The organism is Cedecea colo (assembly GCF_011808225.1).
In the GTDB taxonomy this organism is placed as follows: domain Bacteria; phylum Pseudomonadota; class Gammaproteobacteria; order Enterobacterales; family Enterobacteriaceae; genus Dryocola; species Dryocola colo.
In genome coordinates this window covers 172,377-193,167 of record NZ_SOYS01000008.1, presented here as the reverse complement: position 1 = coordinate 193,167, position 20,791 = coordinate 172,377, and the positions used below count along the sequence as shown (strand labels likewise).

18 protein-coding genes are annotated in these 20,791 nt (G+C 55.4%); 7 read left to right on the top strand and 11 right to left on the bottom strand.

What is annotated here, in order from left to right; genetic code table 11:
• Nucleotides 1–109: 109 nt before the first annotated feature.
• The 6 genes from E2L00_RS21715 to E2L00_RS16630 form a co-directional block, all read right to left on the bottom strand.
• A complete protein-coding gene (locus E2L00_RS21715) occupies nucleotides 110–361 on the bottom strand; it encodes a hypothetical protein (protein ID WP_236127766.1) in 252 nt (83 codons plus the stop codon).
• Nucleotides 362–738: 377 nt separating this feature from the next.
• Complete coding sequence (locus E2L00_RS16650; protein WP_167613609.1) at nucleotides 739–2,469, bottom strand: ATP-binding protein; 1,731 nt, start codon at nucleotides 2,467–2,469, stop codon at nucleotides 739–741.
• Nucleotides 2,450–4,054 carry a 5-oxoprolinase/urea amidolyase family protein gene (locus tag E2L00_RS16645; protein ID WP_167613607.1) on the bottom strand — a complete coding sequence of 535 codons (1,605 nt, stop codon included), beginning with the start codon at nucleotides 4,052–4,054 and terminating at the stop codon, nucleotides 2,450–2,452. The genes E2L00_RS16650 and E2L00_RS16645 overlap by 20 nt, the downstream gene beginning before the upstream one ends.
• A 1-nt stretch (nucleotide 4,055) precedes the next feature.
• A complete protein-coding gene (locus E2L00_RS16640) occupies nucleotides 4,056–4,865 on the bottom strand; it encodes a putative hydro-lyase (protein WP_167613605.1) in 810 nt (269 codons plus the stop codon).
• A 9-nt stretch (nucleotides 4,866–4,874) separates the two neighbouring features.
• Nucleotides 4,875–5,645, bottom strand: a complete 771-nt coding sequence (locus tag E2L00_RS16635; protein ID WP_167613603.1) for a LamB/YcsF family protein — start codon at nucleotides 5,643–5,645, stop codon at nucleotides 4,875–4,877.
• Between the two features lie 10 nt (nucleotides 5,646–5,655).
• A complete protein-coding gene (locus E2L00_RS16630; RefSeq protein ID WP_167613601.1) occupies nucleotides 5,656–6,897 on the bottom strand; it encodes an NRAMP family divalent metal transporter in 1,242 nt (413 codons plus the stop codon).
• 359 nt (nucleotides 6,898–7,256) lie between these two features.
• Between E2L00_RS16630 and E2L00_RS16625 the strand changes: the two genes are divergently transcribed.
• Nucleotides 7,257–7,919: a GntR family transcriptional regulator gene (locus E2L00_RS16625; RefSeq protein WP_167613599.1), complete on the top strand. Its 663-nt coding sequence runs from the start codon at nucleotides 7,257–7,259 to the stop codon at nucleotides 7,917–7,919.
• Nucleotides 7,920–7,923: 4 nt separating this feature from the next.
• Here the strand turns inward: E2L00_RS16625 and E2L00_RS16620 are convergent, their stop codons facing one another.
• Nucleotides 7,924–9,423 (bottom strand): MDR family MFS transporter, encoded by a 1,500-nt coding sequence (locus tag E2L00_RS16620; RefSeq protein WP_167613597.1) that lies wholly within the window; start codon nucleotides 9,421–9,423, stop codon nucleotides 7,924–7,926.
• Between the two features lie 81 nt (nucleotides 9,424–9,504).
• Here E2L00_RS16620 and E2L00_RS16615 point away from each other — a divergent pair, with 81 nt between their 5' ends.
• Complete coding sequence (locus tag E2L00_RS16615) at nucleotides 9,505–10,200, top strand: TetR/AcrR family transcriptional regulator (RefSeq protein WP_167613595.1); 696 nt, start codon at nucleotides 9,505–9,507, stop codon at nucleotides 10,198–10,200.
• 76 nt (nucleotides 10,201–10,276) lie between these two features.
• Here the strand turns inward: E2L00_RS16615 and E2L00_RS16610 are convergent, their stop codons facing one another.
• The gene (locus E2L00_RS16610; protein ID WP_167613593.1) at nucleotides 10,277–10,621 is read right to left on the bottom strand and encodes a cupin domain-containing protein; all 345 of its coding nucleotides are present in this window, start codon (nucleotides 10,619–10,621) and stop codon (nucleotides 10,277–10,279) included.
• Between the two features lie 151 nt (nucleotides 10,622–10,772).
• Here E2L00_RS16610 and ypdK point away from each other — a divergent pair, with 151 nt between their 5' ends.
• The gene (gene ypdK / locus E2L00_RS21425; protein WP_201279459.1) at nucleotides 10,773–11,060 is read left to right on the top strand and encodes a membrane protein YpdK; all 288 of its coding nucleotides are present in this window, start codon (nucleotides 10,773–10,775) and stop codon (nucleotides 11,058–11,060) included.
• Between the two features lie 284 nt (nucleotides 11,061–11,344).
• Here ypdK and alaC read toward each other — a convergent pair whose 3' ends face one another.
• Complete coding sequence (gene alaC, locus E2L00_RS16600; RefSeq protein ID WP_167613591.1) at nucleotides 11,345–12,583, bottom strand: alanine transaminase; 1,239 nt, start codon at nucleotides 12,581–12,583, stop codon at nucleotides 11,345–11,347.
• A 245-nt stretch (nucleotides 12,584–12,828) separates the two neighbouring features.
• Here alaC and E2L00_RS16595 point away from each other — a divergent pair, with 245 nt between their 5' ends.
• The 3 genes from E2L00_RS16595 to E2L00_RS16585 all read left to right on the top strand — a co-directional run bounded on the left by E2L00_RS16595 (nucleotide 12,829) and on the right by E2L00_RS16585 (nucleotide 16,631).
• Nucleotides 12,829–14,070, top strand: a complete 1,242-nt coding sequence (locus E2L00_RS16595; protein ID WP_167613589.1) for a DUF1479 domain-containing protein — start codon at nucleotides 12,829–12,831, stop codon at nucleotides 14,068–14,070.
• A gap of 123 nt (nucleotides 14,071–14,193) precedes the next feature.
• Entirely contained in the window at nucleotides 14,194–15,903 is a 1,710-nt protein-coding gene (locus E2L00_RS16590) for a LytS/YhcK type 5TM receptor domain-containing protein (protein WP_167613587.1), read from the top strand.
• The gene (locus E2L00_RS16585) at nucleotides 15,900–16,631 is read left to right on the top strand and encodes a LytR/AlgR family response regulator transcription factor (RefSeq protein ID WP_167613585.1); all 732 of its coding nucleotides are present in this window, start codon (nucleotides 15,900–15,902) and stop codon (nucleotides 16,629–16,631) included. The genes E2L00_RS16590 and E2L00_RS16585 overlap by 4 nt, the downstream gene beginning before the upstream one ends.
• 39 nt (nucleotides 16,632–16,670) lie before the next feature.
• Here the strand turns inward: E2L00_RS16585 and glk are convergent, their stop codons facing one another.
• Nucleotides 16,671–17,636, bottom strand: coding sequence for a glucokinase (gene glk / locus E2L00_RS16580; protein WP_167613583.1), 966 nt, complete (start codon nucleotides 17,634–17,636; stop codon nucleotides 16,671–16,673).
• Nucleotides 17,637–17,859: 223 nt separating this feature from the next.
• Between glk and E2L00_RS16575 the strand changes: the two genes are divergently transcribed.
• Nucleotides 17,860–19,095: an ion channel protein gene (locus tag E2L00_RS16575; protein ID WP_167613581.1), complete on the top strand. Its 1,236-nt coding sequence runs from the start codon at nucleotides 17,860–17,862 to the stop codon at nucleotides 19,093–19,095.
• Here E2L00_RS16575 and E2L00_RS16570 read toward each other — a convergent pair.
• Nucleotides 19,092–20,750, bottom strand: a complete 1,659-nt coding sequence (locus tag E2L00_RS16570; RefSeq protein WP_167613579.1) for an alpha-keto acid decarboxylase family protein — start codon at nucleotides 20,748–20,750, stop codon at nucleotides 19,092–19,094. The genes E2L00_RS16575 and E2L00_RS16570 overlap by 4 nt on opposite strands.
• Between the last annotated feature and the right edge of the window lie 41 nt (nucleotides 20,751–20,791).

The window sequence follows — 20,791 nt, the reverse complement described above, 5'->3', positions numbered from 1 at the left end:
TCTTCTGGTGCTTCTTCGGCCATATGGTGACCGCTATTGATTGGTTTGCCTCAAACGTCAGGCGCCCAGCTTTTTCAGATGTATGTCGCCGTATATATCTTCAGGGTCGTCATATTTTGACCATCAGCAACGGCGTTGGGCATTCAATTATTCGTCCGAACTGACGATCGTGAAACTCGTGCGTTTTATCGATAGACAAACCAGCGCGGTAATCTTCAATCATCTCGTGTACCGTTGCCGGATCGTATATGGCTCGCAGACATTCCTGATATTCCTCGTCGCCCATTGTTTCCGGCTGGCCTCCGTACCATTTTGTCCGAATCGGCCAGAATAGCCCGCTCTGGCTTTTCTGGCTGAGCAAAGAAGAACCAGTGGGGCAAACTTCTCATTACAACGGTTGAGCGCTTCAGGTACTGGAATAGAATCCAGCAAGGCAAGGCGTGTACTTTGTCCGGATAATCCAGGGCGCCCTGTCGGCGGTATAACTTCCTCTGTCGTGTCCTACAAGCGCAAGCTGTTCAAAACCGGGATGACTCGTCAACTCAATACAATCTTTTGCCTTAGCTCTTTTAGAGGAACATGCGCGATCGGACTGATCGGCAGGTTTGAATGACCAGGCAGTAGCAAGACCGGTGGGCCGTTATCACCATAACGTACGTTGAGAACTGCGCCAGAAAGAGTGACTTCCGTGTGCATAAGTCCCTCAAACAAAGGCGGACATAAGCCCGCCTGTTAACGCTAACCTATCTCTCCAAGCAGGTTTCCAGCCTCAAATGCGCTGCCTGTTTCCGCCTGGCGTTTAAGCTTTCCGCTGCGATGCGCCACTATCTGAACTTCCATTTTCATCGCTTCCATTACCGCAATAACTTCTCCCTGCTGGACGGCTTTACCCTCTTGCGCCAGCCAGCTATGCAACACGCCGGAGATCGGCGCTTCTATTGCTGCTTCATTAGCGGGTTCGCGGGTTACCGGTGTAATTTTATCCGGCCCTGTCAGCGCAACCCCGTTAAACAGACGGGCTGGCAGGCCAAGCTGAACCCGGCGTCCATCCAGTTCAATCCAGCTGCGGGTTAAAACTTCATCCGGCTTCGGCACCTGGCGAGGCGCGAGTTCAATGCGTCCGGCGAAGTCGGTTTCTATCCAGCGAGTATGAACGGCGAACTCCGCTGTGAAATCGGCATCTTCCATGACTGCCCGATGGAACGGAAGCACAGATGCAACGCCGTTAATCTCGAATTCGCGCAGGGCGCGGCGAGCGCGGGCGATAGCCTGTTCACGCGTATTGCCGGTGACGATGAGTTTTGCCATCAGCGAATCATAGCTGCCGGGAACGGTTGAGCCTGCCTCAACGCCGCTGTCCAGGCGAACGCCGGGCCCGCTCGGGGCACGAAAGTCCGTGATGCTGCCTGGCGTAGGTAAATAACCTTTACCGGCATCTTCGGCGTTAATACGGAATTCAAATGAGTGGCCGCGCGGGACCGGCGTTTCCTTAATGCTGAGCGGCAAACCTTCAGCGATACGTAATTGTTCCACCACGATATCAAGGCCCGTCGTCTCTTCGGTTACCGGATGTTCCACCTGCAAGCGAGTATTCACTTCAAGGAACGACAGCATGCCGTCGCGACTCAGTAAAAATTCAACTGTACCCGCGCCAACGTAGCCCGCATGAGCGCAGATCTCACGCGCCGACGTATGGATTTGTTCACGCTGGGAGTCGGTAATAAACGGAGCTGGAGCTTCTTCTACCAGCTTCTGGTTACGGCGCTGAAGGGAACAATCACGCGTGCCGAGCACCACCACATTGCCATGTTTGTCAGCAATCACCTGCGCTTCTATATGGCGTGGGCGGTCGAGATATTGCTCCACGTAACATTCAGCGCGGCCAAATGCGCTCAGCGCCTCGCGCGTAGCGGAGCGATAAAGCTCCTCCACTTCCTCCATTTTCCAGGCCACCTTCAGGCCGCGTCCACCGCCACCAAAGGCGGCTTTAATCGCTACCGGCAAACCATGCATGGCGGCAAAATCCAGCACATCTTCCGCGCAGTTAACCGGGTCGGCCGTGCCTTTCACCAGCGGCGCGCCAACTTTCATGGCGATTTTACGCGCCTGCACTTTGTCGCCGAGCTTTTCGATAGTTTCCGGCTGCGGCCCAATCCAGATAAGCCCTGCTGCCTGTACCGCACGAGCAAATTCTGCGCGCTCAGACAGGAAACCATAGCCAGGATGCACCATTGTCGCGCCGCTACGGCGGGCAATCTCCACCAGCGCATCGATATTTAAATAGGTTTCCGTAGAGCTTGTGCCGGGCAGCGCCCAGGCTTCGTCGGCCATGCGCACGTGCAGCGCGTCGGCATCCGGGTCAGCGTACACCGCCACGGCCTGCGCACCGTAATCCCTACAGGCGCGAATAATACGAACGGCAATCTCGCCACGGTTGGCAATCAGGACTTTATGCTGCGCGGTAGCCACTGGCTGTACTCCCTGTTAATTCCACAAAAGGTTGGATGACGTTAAAGCGGATGAAGGCACCCGGCGGGATTTGCCCGGCCAAAGCAAGGTGGTATTCAGCAACTGCGGCAATCACCGGATAACCGCCGGTTAAGGGATGGTCGTGCAGAAACAGCACCGGCTGACCGCTTGCGGGAACCTGAATCGATCCGCTGCAGGTGCCTTCGCTCGGCAGTTCCTGGTGCTGGCTGCGTTCCAGCGGCCGTTCCCCGGCAAGGCGCAGGCCAATGCGGTTGGACTGCGGCGTTACCAGCCAGGGCTGGGCGATCAGTTGCCCGATAGCTTCTTCGGTAAACCAGTCCGTGCGCGGGCCAAGGATAATGTCCAGCGTTACGGTTTCGCCCGCTGCGGGGAGTCCGATAGCGGGTAATTCATTGATAAGCACGGCATTGCAGCGCTGATGCGCGCCGGTCAGCAAAATGTCTCCGACACTAAGGGGCTCCGGGCCGACCTGCGCCAGGCTGTCGCGAGCTGCGCTGCCAAGACTTTGCTGGACCACAAACCCGCCTCGCACCGCCACATAGCTTCGTAAACCGCGCGTCGGCGTGCCGAGGTGAATTTCATCTCCGGCGGCTAAATTCAGCGGGCGATAGTTTTCCACTGCGTAGCGCTCGCCCGCAGACGTTTGCAGGATTATCGGGCACGGCGCGCCGGTAACGCTAATCACCACGTCATCGTTAGCCCGGGCGCGCAAGCCTCCCAGGGTTTCCAGACACGGCGAGTTAACAGGATTGCCGACGATACGGTTCGCGGCGTGCAATGCGATTTTGTCCATCGCACCCGATTCCGACAGGCCCATCGCCGCTTTTCCGGCGCGCCCGTCATCCTGCCACAGCGTTTGCAGGCCGGTGGCAAGCACGCTCAGCGTCGTACCCTCTGTAGCCGGCTGTGCTTGTGGGCTGGTACGGGCAGGCAGCGAGGTAGTTTTTGTCCCTGCCGCCGCATTAACAAACTGCACCTGAGCGCCCGGCAGCAATAGCGCGGGCTGCTCGCGGGCCAGGTCCCACATTTGCAGGTCGGTCTGGCCGATAAGCTGCCAGCCGCCGGGGCTGGCCTGCGGATAAATACCGCTGAACTCTCCGGCCAGCGCGACAGAACCTGCCGGGATGCGGGTACGCGGCGTGCTGCGGCGAGGGATCTGCCAGCCTCCATCATCAGCAACCATATAGGCAAAACCCGGCGCAAAACCGGTGAACGCCACTTTCCACGTTGATTCCTGATGGCGGCGGATAGCCTCCCGAATGTCGATCCCCATTAATTCAGCGACGGCAGGAAGATCTTCGCCGTTGTAATGCACCGGGATCGTCACCTGCTGGCCGCCGCGTTGGCCTCGCTGCGTCAAAGGGCGACGGGCTATCTGTTCGGCGAGCCGCGCCATGCTGGTTTGCGTAGGCTGAAAGCGGATCAGCAGCGTGCGCGCTGCCGGAATTATCTCTTCTATCCCCTGTTCCGCAGAGGCGCTAAGCGAATCAAAGAGCGCCAGCGTGTCGTCCAGCGAGGCCAGTTCCACCAGAAAGCTGCCTAGATTTACGGCTAAAAATCTCACCTCACGCTCCCTGCCAGGCAGCGTCCGGCACATCGGTAATAAACATATGGCCCGGCGCATGGCTGATGGCAAAAGGCACGCCGGATTTCATTACTGCCGCCTGCGGCGTAACGCCACATGCCCAGAATACCGGGATCTCACCTGGCTCAATGCGCACCGGATCGCCAAAATCAGGACATGAAATATCGCTGATGCCCAGCAGATGCGGTTCGCCAACGTGAATCGGCGCGCCATGCACCGCCGGAAAACGTCCGCTAATCATCACCGCATCCGCTACTCTGTCTGCCGGAATCGGGCGCATAGAAACGACCAGCTCACCCTCCAGGCGACCGGCAGGGCGACAGAGACGATTAGTTTTATACATCGGCACGTTGCTGCCATCGGTAATGTGGCGCACGTCGATGCCCGCTTCACGCAGCGGCGTTTCAAAGGTAAAGCTACAGCCGATTAAGAAAGTGACCAGATCGGGATGCTGCTGCCAGAGCGCACGGGCATCGGTGATTTCATCTGTCAGCTTGCCATGCTGCCAGATACGATAGCGGGGAATATCGGTACGCAAATCTGCGCCTTCCGCCAGCACGGTTTGGTGGCCGCCAGCTTCAATCACATCCAGTACCGGACAGCTTTGTGGATTGCGCTGCGCATAGAGAAGAAAATCAAAAGCCCATTCGCGCGGCAGACAAATCATGTTCGCCTGGGTCATGCCCGGCGCCATTCCCGCAGTGGGTTTATCAAAACCATTACGGATAGCAAGACGAGCCTCGCGTGCGGCAATAATCGCCTGCTGGCTGGCCTTCATTAATATAGTCATCGCTGCTCCTTACGCCTGTAAAATAAAAGAACGGACGGTAATACCCTGAGCTTCGAGCAGCGTGCGAATCTGGCTCGCCATGGCAATCGCGCCGGGGCTATCGCCGTGTACGCAAATAGATTCCACCTGAATCGGAGTGAATTCCCCCTCGATGGATTTCAAACCGCCGCTGGTAATCAGTTGCAGCATGCGTTCCGCCACCTGTTGCGCGTCATGCAGTACGGCACCAGCTTCCCGGCGGGAAACCAAAGTGCCGTCAGCGTGATAGGCACGGTCGGCAAAAGCTTCAGCAATGGTTTTCAACCCTTTTTGCTGCGCAAGCGCCAGTATCGGCGATCCCGCCAGCCCCACCAGCGGCAGCTGAGGATCAACCGCCAGAATCCCGTCGATTACCGCTAATGCCTGGCGTTCGTTATAAGCAATGGTGTTATAAAGCGCGCCATGAGGTTTCACATAGCGCACCTGAGTACCCGCCGCACGGGCCAGACCTTGCAGCGCGCCAAGCTGGTAAATCACATCGGCGGTCAGCTCATCGCTGGCGATGTCCATATTGCGGCGGCCAAATCCCACCAGATCCGGGTAAGCGACATGCGCGCCCACCGTCACGCCCTGAGCTTTTGCCGCTTTCAGGGTTTCAAGGATGCCTGCCGGGGAACCGGCGTGAAATCCGCAGGCCACGTTGGCGCTGCTGACCATTTTAAGGATTGCGGCGTCGTCGCCCATCGTCCATTGCCCGAAGCTTTCGCCCAAATCGCTATTAAGATCAATCGTTTTTGCCATATGCTTTTCCTCAGACCACTTTCAGGAAATTGAAAATCGCGCCAACGGAGAGCGCCCCCATGTACCAGGTCAGCACGCAGGTGATAAGCCCCGTCCACAGCAGCCAGCGCGGGTAGGCATAGCCGGCCATCAGGTCAGCACGTTTCCAGCCCACGTAGACGAAAATCGTCAGGCCGATAGGCAGAATCAAGCCGTTGAAACCACCCGCGAACACCAGCAGCGCCGCAGGCGCGGTGCCAAGCAGCAGATAAATAACCAATGAGACGGCAATAAACAGCACGGTCGCGATGTTACGCTGGCGTTCGGTCATTTTTTGCTTAAATACCGTCATGAAGCTGACCGAGGTGTAGGCCGCGCCAATCACGCTGGTGAGTGCAGCAGCCCAGAAGATAAAGCCGAAGATCCTGACGCCAAAGCTGCCCACCGCATGCTGAAACGCCTGCGAGGCCGGGTTCGCCACCTGGCTGGAAATATCCAGCGTCACCCCGCTTGCCACCACGCCCAGCACCGCCAGAAACAGCACATAGCGCATCAACCCCACCACCAGGATGCCTTTGGTGGCCGCGGATGAAACGGCGGCAATATTCCCAACGCCGGTCATGCCCTTATCCAGCAGGCGATGCGCTCCGGCATAGGAGATGTAGCCGCCCACGGTGCCGCCGACAATGGTGGTAATCATGGCAAAGTTCATGCTGTCCGGGAAAACGCTCTGGCGCAGCGCCTCACCTACCGGTGGCTGAGAGACAAAGGCTACATACAGCGTCAGGCCAATCATCACCAGCCCAAGGATGATAATAAGGCGGTCGATGGCGGTGCTTGCCCGGCGCGAAGAAAAGATATAAATCGCCAGCATTGCGCTGATTAACCCGCCCCACTTCGGCGAAAGGCCAAGCATGGCATTTAAGCCCAGGCCTGCCCCGGCAATATTGCCGACGTTAAATACCAGGCCACCAAAAATCACCAGCACCGCCAGCAGATAACCGCTGCCGGGTAGCGCTGCGTTCGCCACATCAGACGCGCGCATTCGCGTAACCGTTACCACGCGCCAGATATTCTGCTGCACCACAAAGTCGATAATTATCGAAGCCAGAATACCAAAGGCGAACGCTGCGCCCATGGTGGCGGTAAAGGTTGCCGTTTGGGTAATAAAGCCCGGCCCGATGGCCGAGGTCGCCATCAGGAATATTGCCGCAATCAGCGATGAGCGTCGCTTCCGGACAAAGGATTTGTTTTCGGTTTCTTGTGCAGCCATCTGACTCACTCCGTTTTTAGAATTAAGACCTTGTCTGTTAAGCAATAAGCGGACCATCATTGGGGCAAAGCATTAACATTGTTAATCAAATATGAATTTATTGTTGAACAATAAGCTAGTGTCTGTTGATTAAACACACAAACATAATCGTCTATCGAAGAGTGAAAAACCGACGGCGATCACTTTTTGGTATTTTTCTCGCTCGGACAAACGATAAAAAGCACCAATAAAGTGCATAAAAAAGCGATAAGGCACCAATTCGGTGCATAAAGTTGAAATAACCCTGCTACGTCAACGCCTTGCCGCTGCCGGGCTAATATGTGAAGATTGCCGCTCACCGGGCCACTGCGCAGAAGAACATGAAGAAAGAGGTGCCCGCTCAAATGCTGAGCGAGAAAATCGCCGAAACTATTCGGCAGAAAATTATCATCGGCGAGCTGGCGACCGGCACCCGTTTATCGGAAGCCTCGCTCAGCGAACAGCTGGATATTTCGCGCAATACGCTGCGTGAAGTGTTTCGTATGCTTACTCAGGAAGGCCTGTTGCGCTACGAACCAAACCGTGGGGTTTACGTGGCGGTGCCGGATATGGCGGCGATTCTGGATATCTACCGCATTCGTCGTCTGATTGAGTGTGATGCCCTGACTCATGCCTACCCGCTGCATCCGGCAGTGATGAAAATGGAGGCGGCGGTGGAAGAAGCGCGGGAATATCGTCAGTCCAGCGACTGGCGACGCGTAGGAACGGCGAACATGAAATTTCATACCGCAATCGTTGAGCTCGCCGACAGCGAACGCCTGAGCCGTTTGTATCGCAATATCTCCGCCGAGCTGCGGCTGGCGTTCGGCCATCTTAACGATCCAGAAATGCTTTATGCGCCTTATATAGAGAAGAATGCGCATATCCTGGCGCTGCTGAACGACGGCCAGAATGCACTGGCCGCCCGGACCCTGGCGGAATATCTTGAACTATCCGAACGCACGGTGCTGGCGGCCTGGGCCCGGCAGAAACAAACAACCTGAGCGGCTACTTACGCAGCGGCACGTCCCTCAGAAGCAGCGACAGGAAGAAGGCAAACACCACCACTCCCGCAGAGATAATGTACACCGAATGCAGCGCCGAGCCGAAAGCCTGCAGATAATCATCGCGCAGCGCTACCGGCAGCTCGTGAACCGCATTTGCGCTCAGGTGTTGCGGCAACGGTACTTCCGATGGGATCAGCGCGATAAGTCTATTTTGCAGGACGTTGGTGAATATCGCCCCAAATGCCGCCACGCCGATAGAGCCGCCAATCTGGCGGAACAGCGTCGCGCTGGAGGTCGCCACCCCAATCAGCTTTTGTTCCACGCTGTTTTGCACCGCCAGGACCAGCACCTGCATCACCATGCCGAGGCCACAGCCCAGCAGCGTGATATAGAGGTAAAGTATGTGTATCGGGGTGTTGATTTTTAACGTGCCCAGCAGCCCCATTGCGATAAACGTCAGCAGCGTCCCCATAATCGGGAAGAGGCGGTAACGGCCAATTTTACTGATGATGCGCCCGCTGATAATAGAGGTGATCATCAGCCCGCCCATCAACGGCAGAAGCTGCATCCCGGCTTCTGACGGCGTGGAGAATTTTACGACCTGCAAATACAGCGGCAGGAAAGTCATCGAGCCAAACAGCGACATTCCGATAATAAAACCAATCAGGCAGCTTAATAAAAAGGTTCGGTCGCGGAACAGCCCCAGCGGAATAATGGGCTCAATGGCCAGACGTTCCTCATAAATAAAGCCGCCGAGCGTAACGGCGAAGAAGGCGAAAATGCACCACAGCTGCGGGTCGGACCAGGCCATCACCGTGCCGCCCTGGCTGGTGAAAAGGATCAGGCAGGTTAACGAGACGGCGAGATACGCCGCCCCCAAAAAGTCGATTTGATGGCGAATACGCGCCGTTTGCGGTCTGAGCACCGCACCAATCACCAGCAGAGCGAAAATCCCCAGCGGCAGGTTGATATAAAATATCCAGCGCCAGGAAAAGTGCTCCACCAGGAAACCGCCAATAAGCGGGCCAATCACCGTCGCCAGGCCGAATACGCCGCCAAACAATCCCTGATATTTTCCGCGTTCGGCCGGGGGAATGACGTCGCCTACCGCCGCCATCGTGACCACCATCAGGCCGCCGCCGCCCAGCCCCTGCAAAGCGCGCATCAGGATAAGCTGAGTCATGTTCTGCGCCAGGCCGCAAAGCACCGAGCCGAGTAAAAACAGAACTATCGCCGTTTGCAGCACGATCTTACGGCCGAGGAGATCGCCAAATTTACCGTACAGCGGCACGACGATGGTCGAAGACAGCAGGTAGGCGGTGACTACCCAGGAGAGTTTTTCCAGGCCGCCCAGTTCGCCCACAATCGTTGGCAGCGCGGTGGAGACGATGGTCTGATCGAGGGCGGCCAGCAGCATCACCAGCATAAGCGCGGAGAACAGCAGGCGGATGGAAGTTGTGTGCTGCGGATTGTCTTTCTGCGGAGAGGCTGTCACCGTCATATGAATTGTCAGCTTGTAATTAATTAACTGGATAATTAATATTGATAGAATACTTTCATCTGGTCAATGGATCCCGTACAAATGGCTGGCAATAACGGCGGTGAAAAATCCGAAAATAACGCAAAAGGCGTGCGAAATCGTCGTCGCCCGGGACGGCCTGCCGGGGGAAATAAAAGCGCCGATAAACGCGACTTGCTACTTGATAGCGCGCTGAAACTCTTCTCAACTCAGGGTATTGCTCAAACCTCTTTAAGCGCCATTACCGCGGATGCAGGCGTTACATCCGCCATGTTGCATTACTACTTCAAAAACCGTGAGCAATTATTAGATGTGCTGATCGATGAAAGATACCTGCCGGTACGCTCTTCCATGGGCGGTGTTTTTGAACAATATCCTGACGATCCCGTTAAGGCCCTGACGGCCCTGACGCAGAAATTTATTACTGTTTCACTGGAACATCCCTGGTTCGCGCCGCTGTGGATAAGAGAGGTGCTTAGCGAAAGCGGGTTGCTCAGGGAAAGGATCGATGCGCGGGCTGGCATCAAAGAAAAAAAATCGGCGCTAATGTGGATCCAGAAATGGCAGGATGAAGGACGATTAAACCCCGGACTCCAGCCGGAATTTTTATTTATTTCTTTGTTTGGCTTAACGCTGCTTCCCGTCGCTCGTCTTCAGCATGAGTGGCGCAAGGGAGAGCGGTCACTCACCGCGCAGATGCTTTCCCGGCATATAGAAGCGCTGCTGACATCGGGAGTCGGGGGCAAAACCGCCAGTTAGCCTGGCCGCGCTTACCTGAAAAAGAGCCATAGCAAGAAGCGCATCTCAGTTACATCCTGCTGCGGCGAGCCTGGAATTATGCTTCCTGATTGATTCTGTCACCGCGCGTTGTTGGCTCAGAGATCACCAGAAATTCGGTATTGTCCAAAGATTCATTTCTCGCCTGATGCCTTGCCTGCGGCGGCACGGAAATCCCTTCGCCGGCGTTAACCACATAGAATTCTCCTTCCAGCTCCATAGTTAACTCACCCGCAAGGACAAAAAAGAACTGCTGAGCCACACAATGATAATGCCGCAGCTCCGTTCTCCCGGCGGGCATTTTTTCGTGAATGATACTCAGGGACGATCCTTTTACCAGATGCCAGCCGTCGCAGTCCCCACCCCAGCTGTAATGTTCTGCATTTTGCTTTGAAACAATCATTTTTTACCCTGATATATTAATTATTTTGGCACCCGCTAGCGTAACGTTTTTTAACATAAAAACTCTGACGCATGAGCGGAAAAAATTAATTAACCGATTAATTTACATAGAAATTATCTTGCGATATCGCTTTCAGGCATTTCATGAAAAAATGACAACCGTCACATTTTGGCGACACTTGTTTTCCCTCAGGATTAGGGAGTACATTAGCGCCGGCTGGTCGATTGTCGGCCAGAGAACGCAACGTGAAGCGGCCCATGACGAGGATGAAGCTATTCCCAAAATGTCCACTCAGCGGTTTCACTTTTCTATACTGACTTTTTCTGGCGATCAAAGTGCGTTAATACGCGCGGAGCAATGTGCAGTGAAATATTTTCTGATGGGTATCTCGGTTATTCTGGTGTTGTGGGTCGGTACTTTTGTGATGATGGTTGAATAACATCCCACGCAGCAAATGATACAAAACAGGGACCAGATGGCCCCTGTCAGGGACTGATGACAAACCTCATAGCTTACGAAGTTCTAAAAAATATCACCCTAAAATTAACAGCAAAATCAATTCATTGATTTTCGGCAAATGACCACAAAGAAGGAAAAACTACGCTTTTTCCTTCTTTGTCAGCAACCTGACAGGAGCCAAAGGCTCCTGTTTTCGTTTATCGCGCATCCGTCCTGGGGTTCATGTAGGGTGGACAGGCGTAAGCGCCATCCGCCAAAACGGATCTACTCTGTAGCCTCAGAAGACGTTTTACTACCGGCAGGCAGCAGGCCGTCGGCACGGAACATCGCTTTAATGCCGCGCACCGCCTGGCGAATGCGATCGCGGTTTTCAATCAGTGCGAAACGCACATGGGTGTCGCCATAGTCGCCAAAGCCCACGCCCGGCGAGACGCACACTTTTGCATCCTGCAGCAGCTTTTTGGCAAATTCCAGCGAGCCCATCGCCGCATACTGTTCCGGGATTTTCGCCCAGACGTACATTGACGCTTTCGGGCATTCCACCATCCAGCCCGCTTCATGCAGGCCTTTTACCAGCACGTCGCGGCGGCGTTTATACTGTTCGGCAATCTCACGCACACACTGCTGATCCCCTTCCAGCGCGGCGATGGCCGCCACCTGCAACGGAGTGAAGGTGCCGTAATCGTGATAACTCTTGATACGTGCCAGCGCGCTCACCAGCTCCTGGTTTCCTACCATAAAGCCAATGCGCCAGCCCGCCATATTGTAGCTTTTCGACAGGGTGAAAAACTCCACCGCCACATCGCGTGCGCCCGGCACCTGCATAATCGACGGGGCTTTCCAGCCGTCGTATACGATATCGGCGTAGGCAAGATCGTGAATAACCAGCACATCATATCGTTTTGCCAGCGCGACTACTTTTTCGAAGAACTCCAGCTCTACGCACTGCGCGGTTGGGTTAGACGGGAAGCCGAGGATCATCATTTTCGGTTTTGGATAGCTTTCGCGAATAGCACGTTCCAGCTCGTTGAAGAAATCAACGCCCTCTACCAGCGGGACGGATCGCACCTGCGCACCGGCAATCACCGCCCCGTAGATGTGTATCGGATAGCTGGGATTCGGCACCAGCACGGTATCGCCGTGATCGAGCGTGGCGAGCATCAGGTGCGCCAGCCCCTCTTTGGAGCCAATCGTCACAATCGCTTCGCTTTCCGGATCGATATCCACTTCGTAACGATCTTTGTACCAGCGCGAAATAGCGCGGCGTAAACGCGGAATACCGCGTGAGGTGGAATAGCCATGCGTGTCGTCACGCTGCGCCACCGTGCAGAGTTTTTCCACGATGTGCGGTGGGGTTGGGCCATCCGGGTTACCCATACTGAAATCGATAATGTCCTCGCCGCGGCGACGCGCCGCCATTTTCAGCTCGGCGGTGATGTTAAACACATACGGCGGGAGACGATCGATACGCGAAAAACGACGAGCAGGACTGGTGTCAGCCATAGATACCTCAGATTACGTAAGCGCCCGGACCGTCCGAGCGACGCTGCCACGTGGTTGTGGCCTGCCTTGAAAATAGCCTGAATAAAAATCGTCTGTCGAGAGGCTAAGCAAAATATTTTTTCCCCTCCCTAAAAGCGGAACTTTCATTTGAAGCCAATCACTGTTTCATTTAAGAGAAGAGGTTTATATTAACTCGGTTGCAACAAAACAATAACTCTTACCTTACGATGAAGTGGAGCCCTCGCATGAACCTGCACATAGATGATTTACCCCAAGCTATTCGCGAGATAAAACAACGCCTACGCCAGGCGCTGCCCAATTACGCAGAAGTGTTCGCAGCGCTTGAAGAAGATATGAAGCGCCAGATCGAAGAGATTCACGCTGAACAAGCGCGCGGCGAAAACCCCGTCCCGCAGATTCACGCCGACGACATTATTCACCGCCGCGTCAGCGAGCAGCAAAAAGCGCTAATCCGCCAGCGCGGATGCTGCACCGTGAAAGGCGTTTTTCCGCAATCGCAGGCCCGTGCCTGGAACGAGGAGATCGGCGATTATCTCGAGCGGAATGACTTCGTTGAGAAGCTAAAGAACGCCGCAGAAGATAATTATTTCGGCACGCTTGCTGCCAGTAAGCCGCAGATTTACGGGATTTACTGGTCTAAGCCGCAGGTTGAAGCGCGCCAGCATGAACGCATGAAAGCGGTGCAGGTTTTCCTCAATAATCTGTGGGAAACACAAAGCAACGGCAAACAGCATTTTGATGCCGATCGCGTAGTAAGCTACGCCGACCGTACACGTCGTCGCCCGCCTCGTTCAACGTCTTTGGGGCTTTCTCCCCACGTGGATGGCGGCTCGGTAGAGCGCTGGCTGGATGAGAATTTCCGCCACGTTTATCGCCACGTTTTTTCCGGCGACTGGCAAAGCTATAATCCGTTTGCTGCCGAAGGCCGCACGGAAGTGCGCGAATTTCCTTCTCCGGCGGTTTGCTCCATGTTCCGTACTTTCCAGGGCTGGACGGCACTCAGCCCGCAGCGTAAGCACGGCGGCACGCTGAACCTGCTGCCAATCGCTAACGCCATGGCCTATATTCTGCTGCGCGCGCTGCAGGATGATGTGCCGGAAGCGTCGCTCTGCGAGGCAAGTCCTGGACGCGCGCTTTCCATTAACGAACAATGGCATCCCCTTTTATTAACCGGGATTTCCTCAATTCCCGATATGGAAGCGGGCGACACGGTTTTCTGGCACTGCGATGTGATTCACTCGGTGGAGAACGAGCATCGTGGTGAATTCGATAGCAACGTGATGTATATCGCCGCCGCGCCATGGTGTGAGAAAAATGCCGCTTACCTTGAACGTCAGTGGCCGGCGTTTGTAGAAGGTAAATCTCCGCCGGACTTCGCGGCCGATGATTTTGAAGTTGATTTCACCGGGCGCGCCACGCCTGCGGATCTGACTGCCGCGGGGCTGGAGCAACTGGGCGGGAAATAGGTTCTTTTCCCCGCCTCTTACCCCTTTCCCGCAAGGGAGAGGGGATTGGTCCTGTCCGCTTGTAGCATCGCCGTCAGAATTTCCTTATCATTATCCCTCTCCCTTCAGGCATGCGAGTAACCCGTGCACGAAATCTTTACTATGCTGCTGGCGGTTTTTGACCGGGCGGCGTTGATGCTTATTTGTCTTTTCTTCCTGATCCGCATCCGTCTGTTCCGCGAGCTGCTGCACAAAAACGCCCATACGCCCAAAGAGCTGCTGGCCGTTACCGCCATTTTTTCTATGTTTGCCCTTTTCAGCACCTGGTCTGGCGTGCACGTTGAAGGCTCGCTGGTGAACGTGCGCATTATCGCGGTGATGTCCGGCGGTATTTTATTTGGGCCATGGGTAGGCATTATTACCGGCCTGATTGCCGGGACGCACCGTTACCTGATTGATACAGGCGGCATCACCGCTATCCCGTGTTTTATTACCAGCATTGCCGCCGGTTTTATCTCCGGCTGGATCAACCGCAAAACCCCTAAAAAGCAGCACTGGCGCGTGGGCATTATGGGCGGCATGCTGTGCGAAACCATGACCATGATTCTGGTGGTGCTGTGGGCGCCGTCCGTTGCCCTGGGTTGGGATATCGTGTCGAAAATCGGTATTCCGATGATCCTCGGTACGGTCTCTATTGGTTTTATCGTGCTGCTGGTACAGAGCGTTGAGGGCGAGAAAGAGGCAAGCGCTGCGCGCCAGGCAAAACTTGCGCTGGATATCGCCAACAAAACCCTGCCCCTGTTTCGTAAGATAAACAGCGAGTCTTTGCGTCAGGTTTGCGACATTATTCGCCAGGATATCAACGCCGATGCGGTCGCCATTACCAATATCGACAAAGTGCTGGCCTACGTTGGCGTCGGTGAAAAAAACTATAAACAAAACGACGTCGGTATTAGCCCACGCACCCAGCAGGCGCTGCGCGACGGCAAAATTATTATTCGCAACGATGATGAGGCGTACCGCACGCCGGAAATTCACTCGCTAATCATCATTCCGCTGTGGGAAAAAGGCGTGGTGACCGGCACGCTGAAAATCTACTATCGTCACGCGCACCAGATTACGTCCACGCTTCAGGAGATGGCGGTCGGGCTGTCGCAGATTATCTCAACGCAGCTTGAAGTTTCACGCGCCGAGCAGCTCCGCGAAATGGCGAACAAGGCCGAGCTGCGGGCGCTGCAAAGCAAAATTAACCCTCACTTTTTGTTTAACGCGCTGAACGCCATTTCATCGTCGATTCGCCTGAATCCGGACACCGCCCGACAGCTAATCTTCAACTTATCGCGCTACCTGCGCTACAACATTGAGCTAAATGACGACGAGCAGATCGACATTAAAAAAGAGCTTTATCAAATTAAGGATTATATCGCCATCGAGCAGGCGCGCTTTGGCGATAAGCTGACGGTGATTTATCACATTGATGAAGATGTGAACTGCCTGATCCCAAGCCTGCTTATCCAGCCGCTGGTAGAAAACGCGATTGTGCACGGCATCCAGCCCTGCAAGGGCAAAGGCGTGGTTACCATCAGCGTGGAAGAGAGCGGTAACCGAATACGCATCGCGGTAAGAGACACGGGAAATGGCATCGATCCGCAGGTAGTTGAGCGCGTGAACGCCAACGAGATGCCGGGCAATAAAATTGGTCTGCTAAACGTGCATCACCGGGTGAAATTGCTCTACGGAGAAGGTTTACATATTCGCCGCCTGGAGCCGGGCACCGAGATTGCGTTTTACGTGCCTCACGCGGTGAACGCTGTGCCCTCAGGCCTGCTGCCGCTGGAAGGAGAAAAAGCATGAAAGTCATCGTTGTAGAAGACGAAGTGCTGGCCCAGCAGGAGCTTAACTGGCTAATTAAAGCGCATTCGCAGATGGAGATCGTCGCCACGTTTGACGACGGCCTGGACGTGCTGAAATACCTTCAGCATCACGAAGTGGACGCCATTTTTTTAGATATCAATATCCCTTCCCTTGATGGCGTGCTGCTGGCGCAGAACATCAGCAAATTTGCCCATAAGCCGTTTATCGTGTTTATCACCGCCTGGAAAGAGCACGCGGTTGAGGCCTTTGAGCTGGAAGCCTTCGACTATATTCTGAAACCTTACCAGGAATCGCGCATTATCGGCATGCTGCAAAAGCTGGAAACCGCCTGGCAGCAGCAAACCGCGCCCCACGCAACGGGCCAGAACAGCCGCGAAAACGTCACCATTAATCTGGTGAAGGATGAGCGCATCATCGTGACGGATATCAACGATATCTATTACGCCGAAGCGCACGAAAAAATGACCTTCGTGTATACGCGGCGCGAAGCTTATGTGATGCCGATGAATATTACGGAGTTTTGCAGCCGCCTGCCGGAAAGCCATTTTTTCCGTTGCCACCGTTCTTACTGCGTGAACCTGAGTAAGATCCGCGAGATCGAGCCGTGGTTTAACAACACCTACATTCTGCGCCTGCGGGATCTGGATTTTCAGGTACCGGTAAGCCGCAGCAAAGTAAAAGAATTTCGCCAGTTGATGCGGCTGTAGAAAAGCAAGAACGGGCGCATAAATACGCGCCCGAAAAGATTATAAAATTTGTCCCAGCATCTGACGCAGATGCGCGCCCGCGCCCAGCAGGCCCGGCTGCTCGTGAACGATCAGGTAAACCGGAATGTCTTTAACGTAATCTTTAAAACGCCCTTTGTCTTCAAAGCCGCCACGAAAACCGGAAGACTTAAAGAATTCCAGGAAGCGCGGCACGATACCGCCTGCGATATAGATGCCGCCAAAGCAGCCAAGCGTTAACGCCAGGTTGCCGCCGAAGCGCCCCATTATCACGCAAAACAGCGAAAGCGCGCGCTTACAGTCGATGCAGCTGTCTGCCAGCGCATGTTCGGTAATGTCTTTTGGTTCGTAGCGTTCCGGCTCACGGCCGTCTGATTTCACAATCGCGCGGTACAGGTTGACCAGTCCCGGGCCTGACAGCACGCGCTCTGCCGAAACGTGACCAATTTCACCGCGCAGCTCTTCGAGGATAATGCCCTCTTCTTCGCTGTTGGGTGCAAAATCAACGTGACCGCCCTCGCCCGGCAGGCTTACCCAACGTCTGTCTACGTGAACAAGGTGCGCAACGCCAAGGCCCGTACCCGCGCCATAAACGGCTACCGGTTTACCTGCCACCGGTTCGCCGCCGCCGAATTTGATCAGATGTTCGCTTTTGATCATCGGAATGGCCATGGAAACCGCGGTAAAGTCGTTAATAATTTCCAGGTGTTCGAAGCCGAGATTCTTTTTCATTTCGGCGATGGAGAATTGCCAGGTATGGTTGGTCATCGCCACCCAGTCGCCGGTTATCGGGCAGGCGATAGCGATACAGCCATCCGTCACCGCTGCGTTGTGCTCTTTGAGGTAATGCGTCACCACCGCTTCCAGGCTCGGAAAATCGAGGCCGGAATAGGTTTTTGCCCGGCTGATATCGCCATTTTCAACGTTACACAGTGCCAGACGCGCGTTGGTGCCGCCAACATCTCCCACCAAAGCATATTTTGTCATTCTTCAACTGCTCCGCTAAAGTCAGAATAAGTTCTGGCGACACTGTAAAAAAAGCCCGCCGAAACAACAACGCCCCTCTGATAAATGCCCCGGAATTATAGACCTGCGTCACAGAATGGCTTGACCGTTTCAGCGTCTTTTGCCGTGCGGATTCGTCGCTTCTCTGGCAGGCTGTAAAAAGTGGGCTAATCGTGCGGTTAACTATTCAGATTAAGGAACTCTCATGCTCCATCCGCGAGCCAGAACCATGCTGGTTCTCTCTCTTCCAGCATTGGTCATCGGCGTCTTTTCCAGCCTGATATTGATTGTGGTGCTGAAAGCCGCCTCAGTTTTGCAAAACTATCTGTGGGTCAATCTTCCTGCGCGCTTTGGTCTGGATCTGAACGCTCCGCTATGGATACTGCTGATGCTCACGCTTACGGGCGTCGCCGTAGGGCTGGTGATTCGCTATATGCCCGGCCACGCGGGGCCCGATCCGGCAACGGAACCGTTAATTGGCGCGCCGGTTTCTGTAATGGCGCTGCCAGGCCTGATCCTGGCGCTGGTTATTGGCTTAGCGGGCGGTGTCAGTCTGGGGCCTGAGCACCCGATTATGACGGTGAATATCGCGCTGGCCGTCGCCATTGGCGCGCGTCTTTTTCCTCGCGTCGGCCCGCTGGACTGGACGATACTTGCCGCTGCCGGAACCATCGGCGCGCTGTTCGGCACCCCCGTCGCGGCCGCACTCATTTTTTCGCAAACCCTGAACGGCAATAACGACGTGCCGATGTGGGACAGATTATTCGCGCCGCTGATGGCCGCAGCCGCTGGCGCACTGACCACCAACCTGTTCTTCCATCCCAATTTCTCGCTGCCGGTAGCGCAGTATTCTGAATTACGCCTGGTGGATATTTTCAGCGGAGCGGTTGTGACGGCGATCGCCATCGCGCTTGGCATGGTCGCCGTGTGGTGTTTACCGCGCGCGCACCGTCTGATGCACAAGCTCAGGCATCCGGTGCTGATCCTTGGCGCAGGCGGATTTGTGCTTGGCCTGCTGGGCATTGTTGGCGGGGAAATCACGCTGTTTAAAGGGCTGGATGAGATGCGCCAGCTTGCGCTTTCCCGGGACAATACGGTCGCCGCTTTGCTGATGTTCGCGGTAGTGAAACTCGCGGCGCTGGTGATTGCCTCCGCCAGCGGGTTCCGCGGCGGACGCATTTTCCCGGTGCTCTTCGCAGGCGTTGCGCTGGGGATGATGCTGCATCAGCACGTAGAGGCCGTTCCGGCGGCAATCACGCTATCGTGCGCCATTCTTGGCATGGTGCTGGTGGTAACGCGTGACGGCTGGCTGAGCCTGTTCATGGCGATGGCTGTGGTGCCGGATATTAAGCTGCTCCCGCTGCTGTGCATTGTCATGCTACCGGCCTGGCTGCTGCTGGCAGGCAAGCCGGTGATGATGGTGGATAAAACTCAGCGTTAGCTTTCGCCCGAATTGCGTCTGGCGAGCGAAGACGTCACCGCCTGAAGCAGTTCGGGAATATCCTGCACGGGCAGAACGACTTCGATAAGCGTAAGCCGTTGGGCTTTCGCCGCTTTGTGCATCACTTCTTTAAGCTGCACCGTTTCCGTCACCCGCCAGCATTGCGCCTGGCAATGCAGCTGCATCGCCTGCGGCAGCTGCGTCCAGTTCCACGGGGCAATATCATTATAGCGCTGCTCCGCGCCGTGAATCGCCCTTTCCACCGTGTAGCCATCGTTATTGAGCAGGAGAATCACCGGCTTTTGTTCATCCCGCAGCATCGATCCCAGTTCCTGAATAGTGAGCTGAGCGGACCCGTCGCCGATAAGCAGCACCACGCGGCGACGGGGGCAGGCCGTTTGCGCGCCAAAAGCGGCGGGCAGCGTGTAGCCTATCGATCCCCACAGCGGCTGGGCGATAAAAGTGGTGCCAGCGGGCAGCGTAAGCGTTGCCGCGCCGAATGCCGCAGTGCCCTGATCCGCCAGCACAATATCGCCCGGCTGCAGGAAATCCTGAACGGTCTGCCAGAGCGCGTGCTGATCCAATATTCCACTTTCGCAAACCGGCAGCGTCGGTGGTTTTTGCCAGGGAACGGGCCAGTGGGAAACCTGGCGTTTACAAAGCTGGTGCAATATCTCCACGGCCTGGGACATCGGCAGACCGCTGAACCATCGGTCGCCAATTCGCGTCGCATCGGGCTGTATATCTATCGTTTGCCGTGCCGTGAGCTGCTGGGTGAATCCTGCGGTGATGGTATCGGTAAATTTCACGCCGACGCAGATAACCAGTTCCGCACTTTCAATAGCCGTTTTAACCCCTTCTTCACTCGCCGCGCCGCTGTAGGTGCCGATAAATCCCTGCTGTCCTTCGTCAAACAGCCCTTTCCCCATCAGCAAGGTTGCATGCACCAGCGGCGTGTCGTCCATCCACTGCTGGAGCGCCTTTTGCTGCGCGTAACGCAGCGCCAGGAAATCAGCCAGCAACGCTACGCTGCGGCTTTCGGCAAGTTTTGCCTGGGCCGCTTTACGGAAATCATCCAGCACGGCGCCGTCGGTAGCGCAGGGAGTGATTGCCAAGGGATGGGCAGGCTTTGTGGCGGGGGTCTGAGCAACGTCGCCCGGCAGGAGCAAATAACCAGGACGGCTTTTGCTGAGTGATTCACGCAGCACGCGATCTATTTCATAGCAGGCATTTTCTGGCGTAAGCGCGGCCTGTGCCACGGTTATCTCTTTTGCCATACGCGCAAAATGCTGGAAATCCCCGTCGCCCAGCGTGTGGTGCATAAGCTCGCCACGCTGCTGAGCCGCCAGACAAGGCGCGCCAACGATATGGATAACCGGCAGATATTCGGCGTAGCTTCCCGCAATGCCGTTAATTGCGCTAAGTTCACCCACGCCAAAAGTCGTCAACAAAGCGGCTGCGCCGTTACAGCGGGCGTATCCGTCTGCGGCGTAAGCAGCGTTAAGTTCGTTGGCACACCCAACCCAGGCGAGCGTCGGATGTTCAATAACGTTATCCAAAAACCGTAAGTTGTAATCACCAGGTACGCCAAACAGGTGAGTAATTCCGCATTCATTCAGGCGGTCAAGGAGATAGTCCGCAACAAGATAGCGCATGGCATGTTCCTTCTCGGAGGGTCTGCTGTGAGTATTGGGTA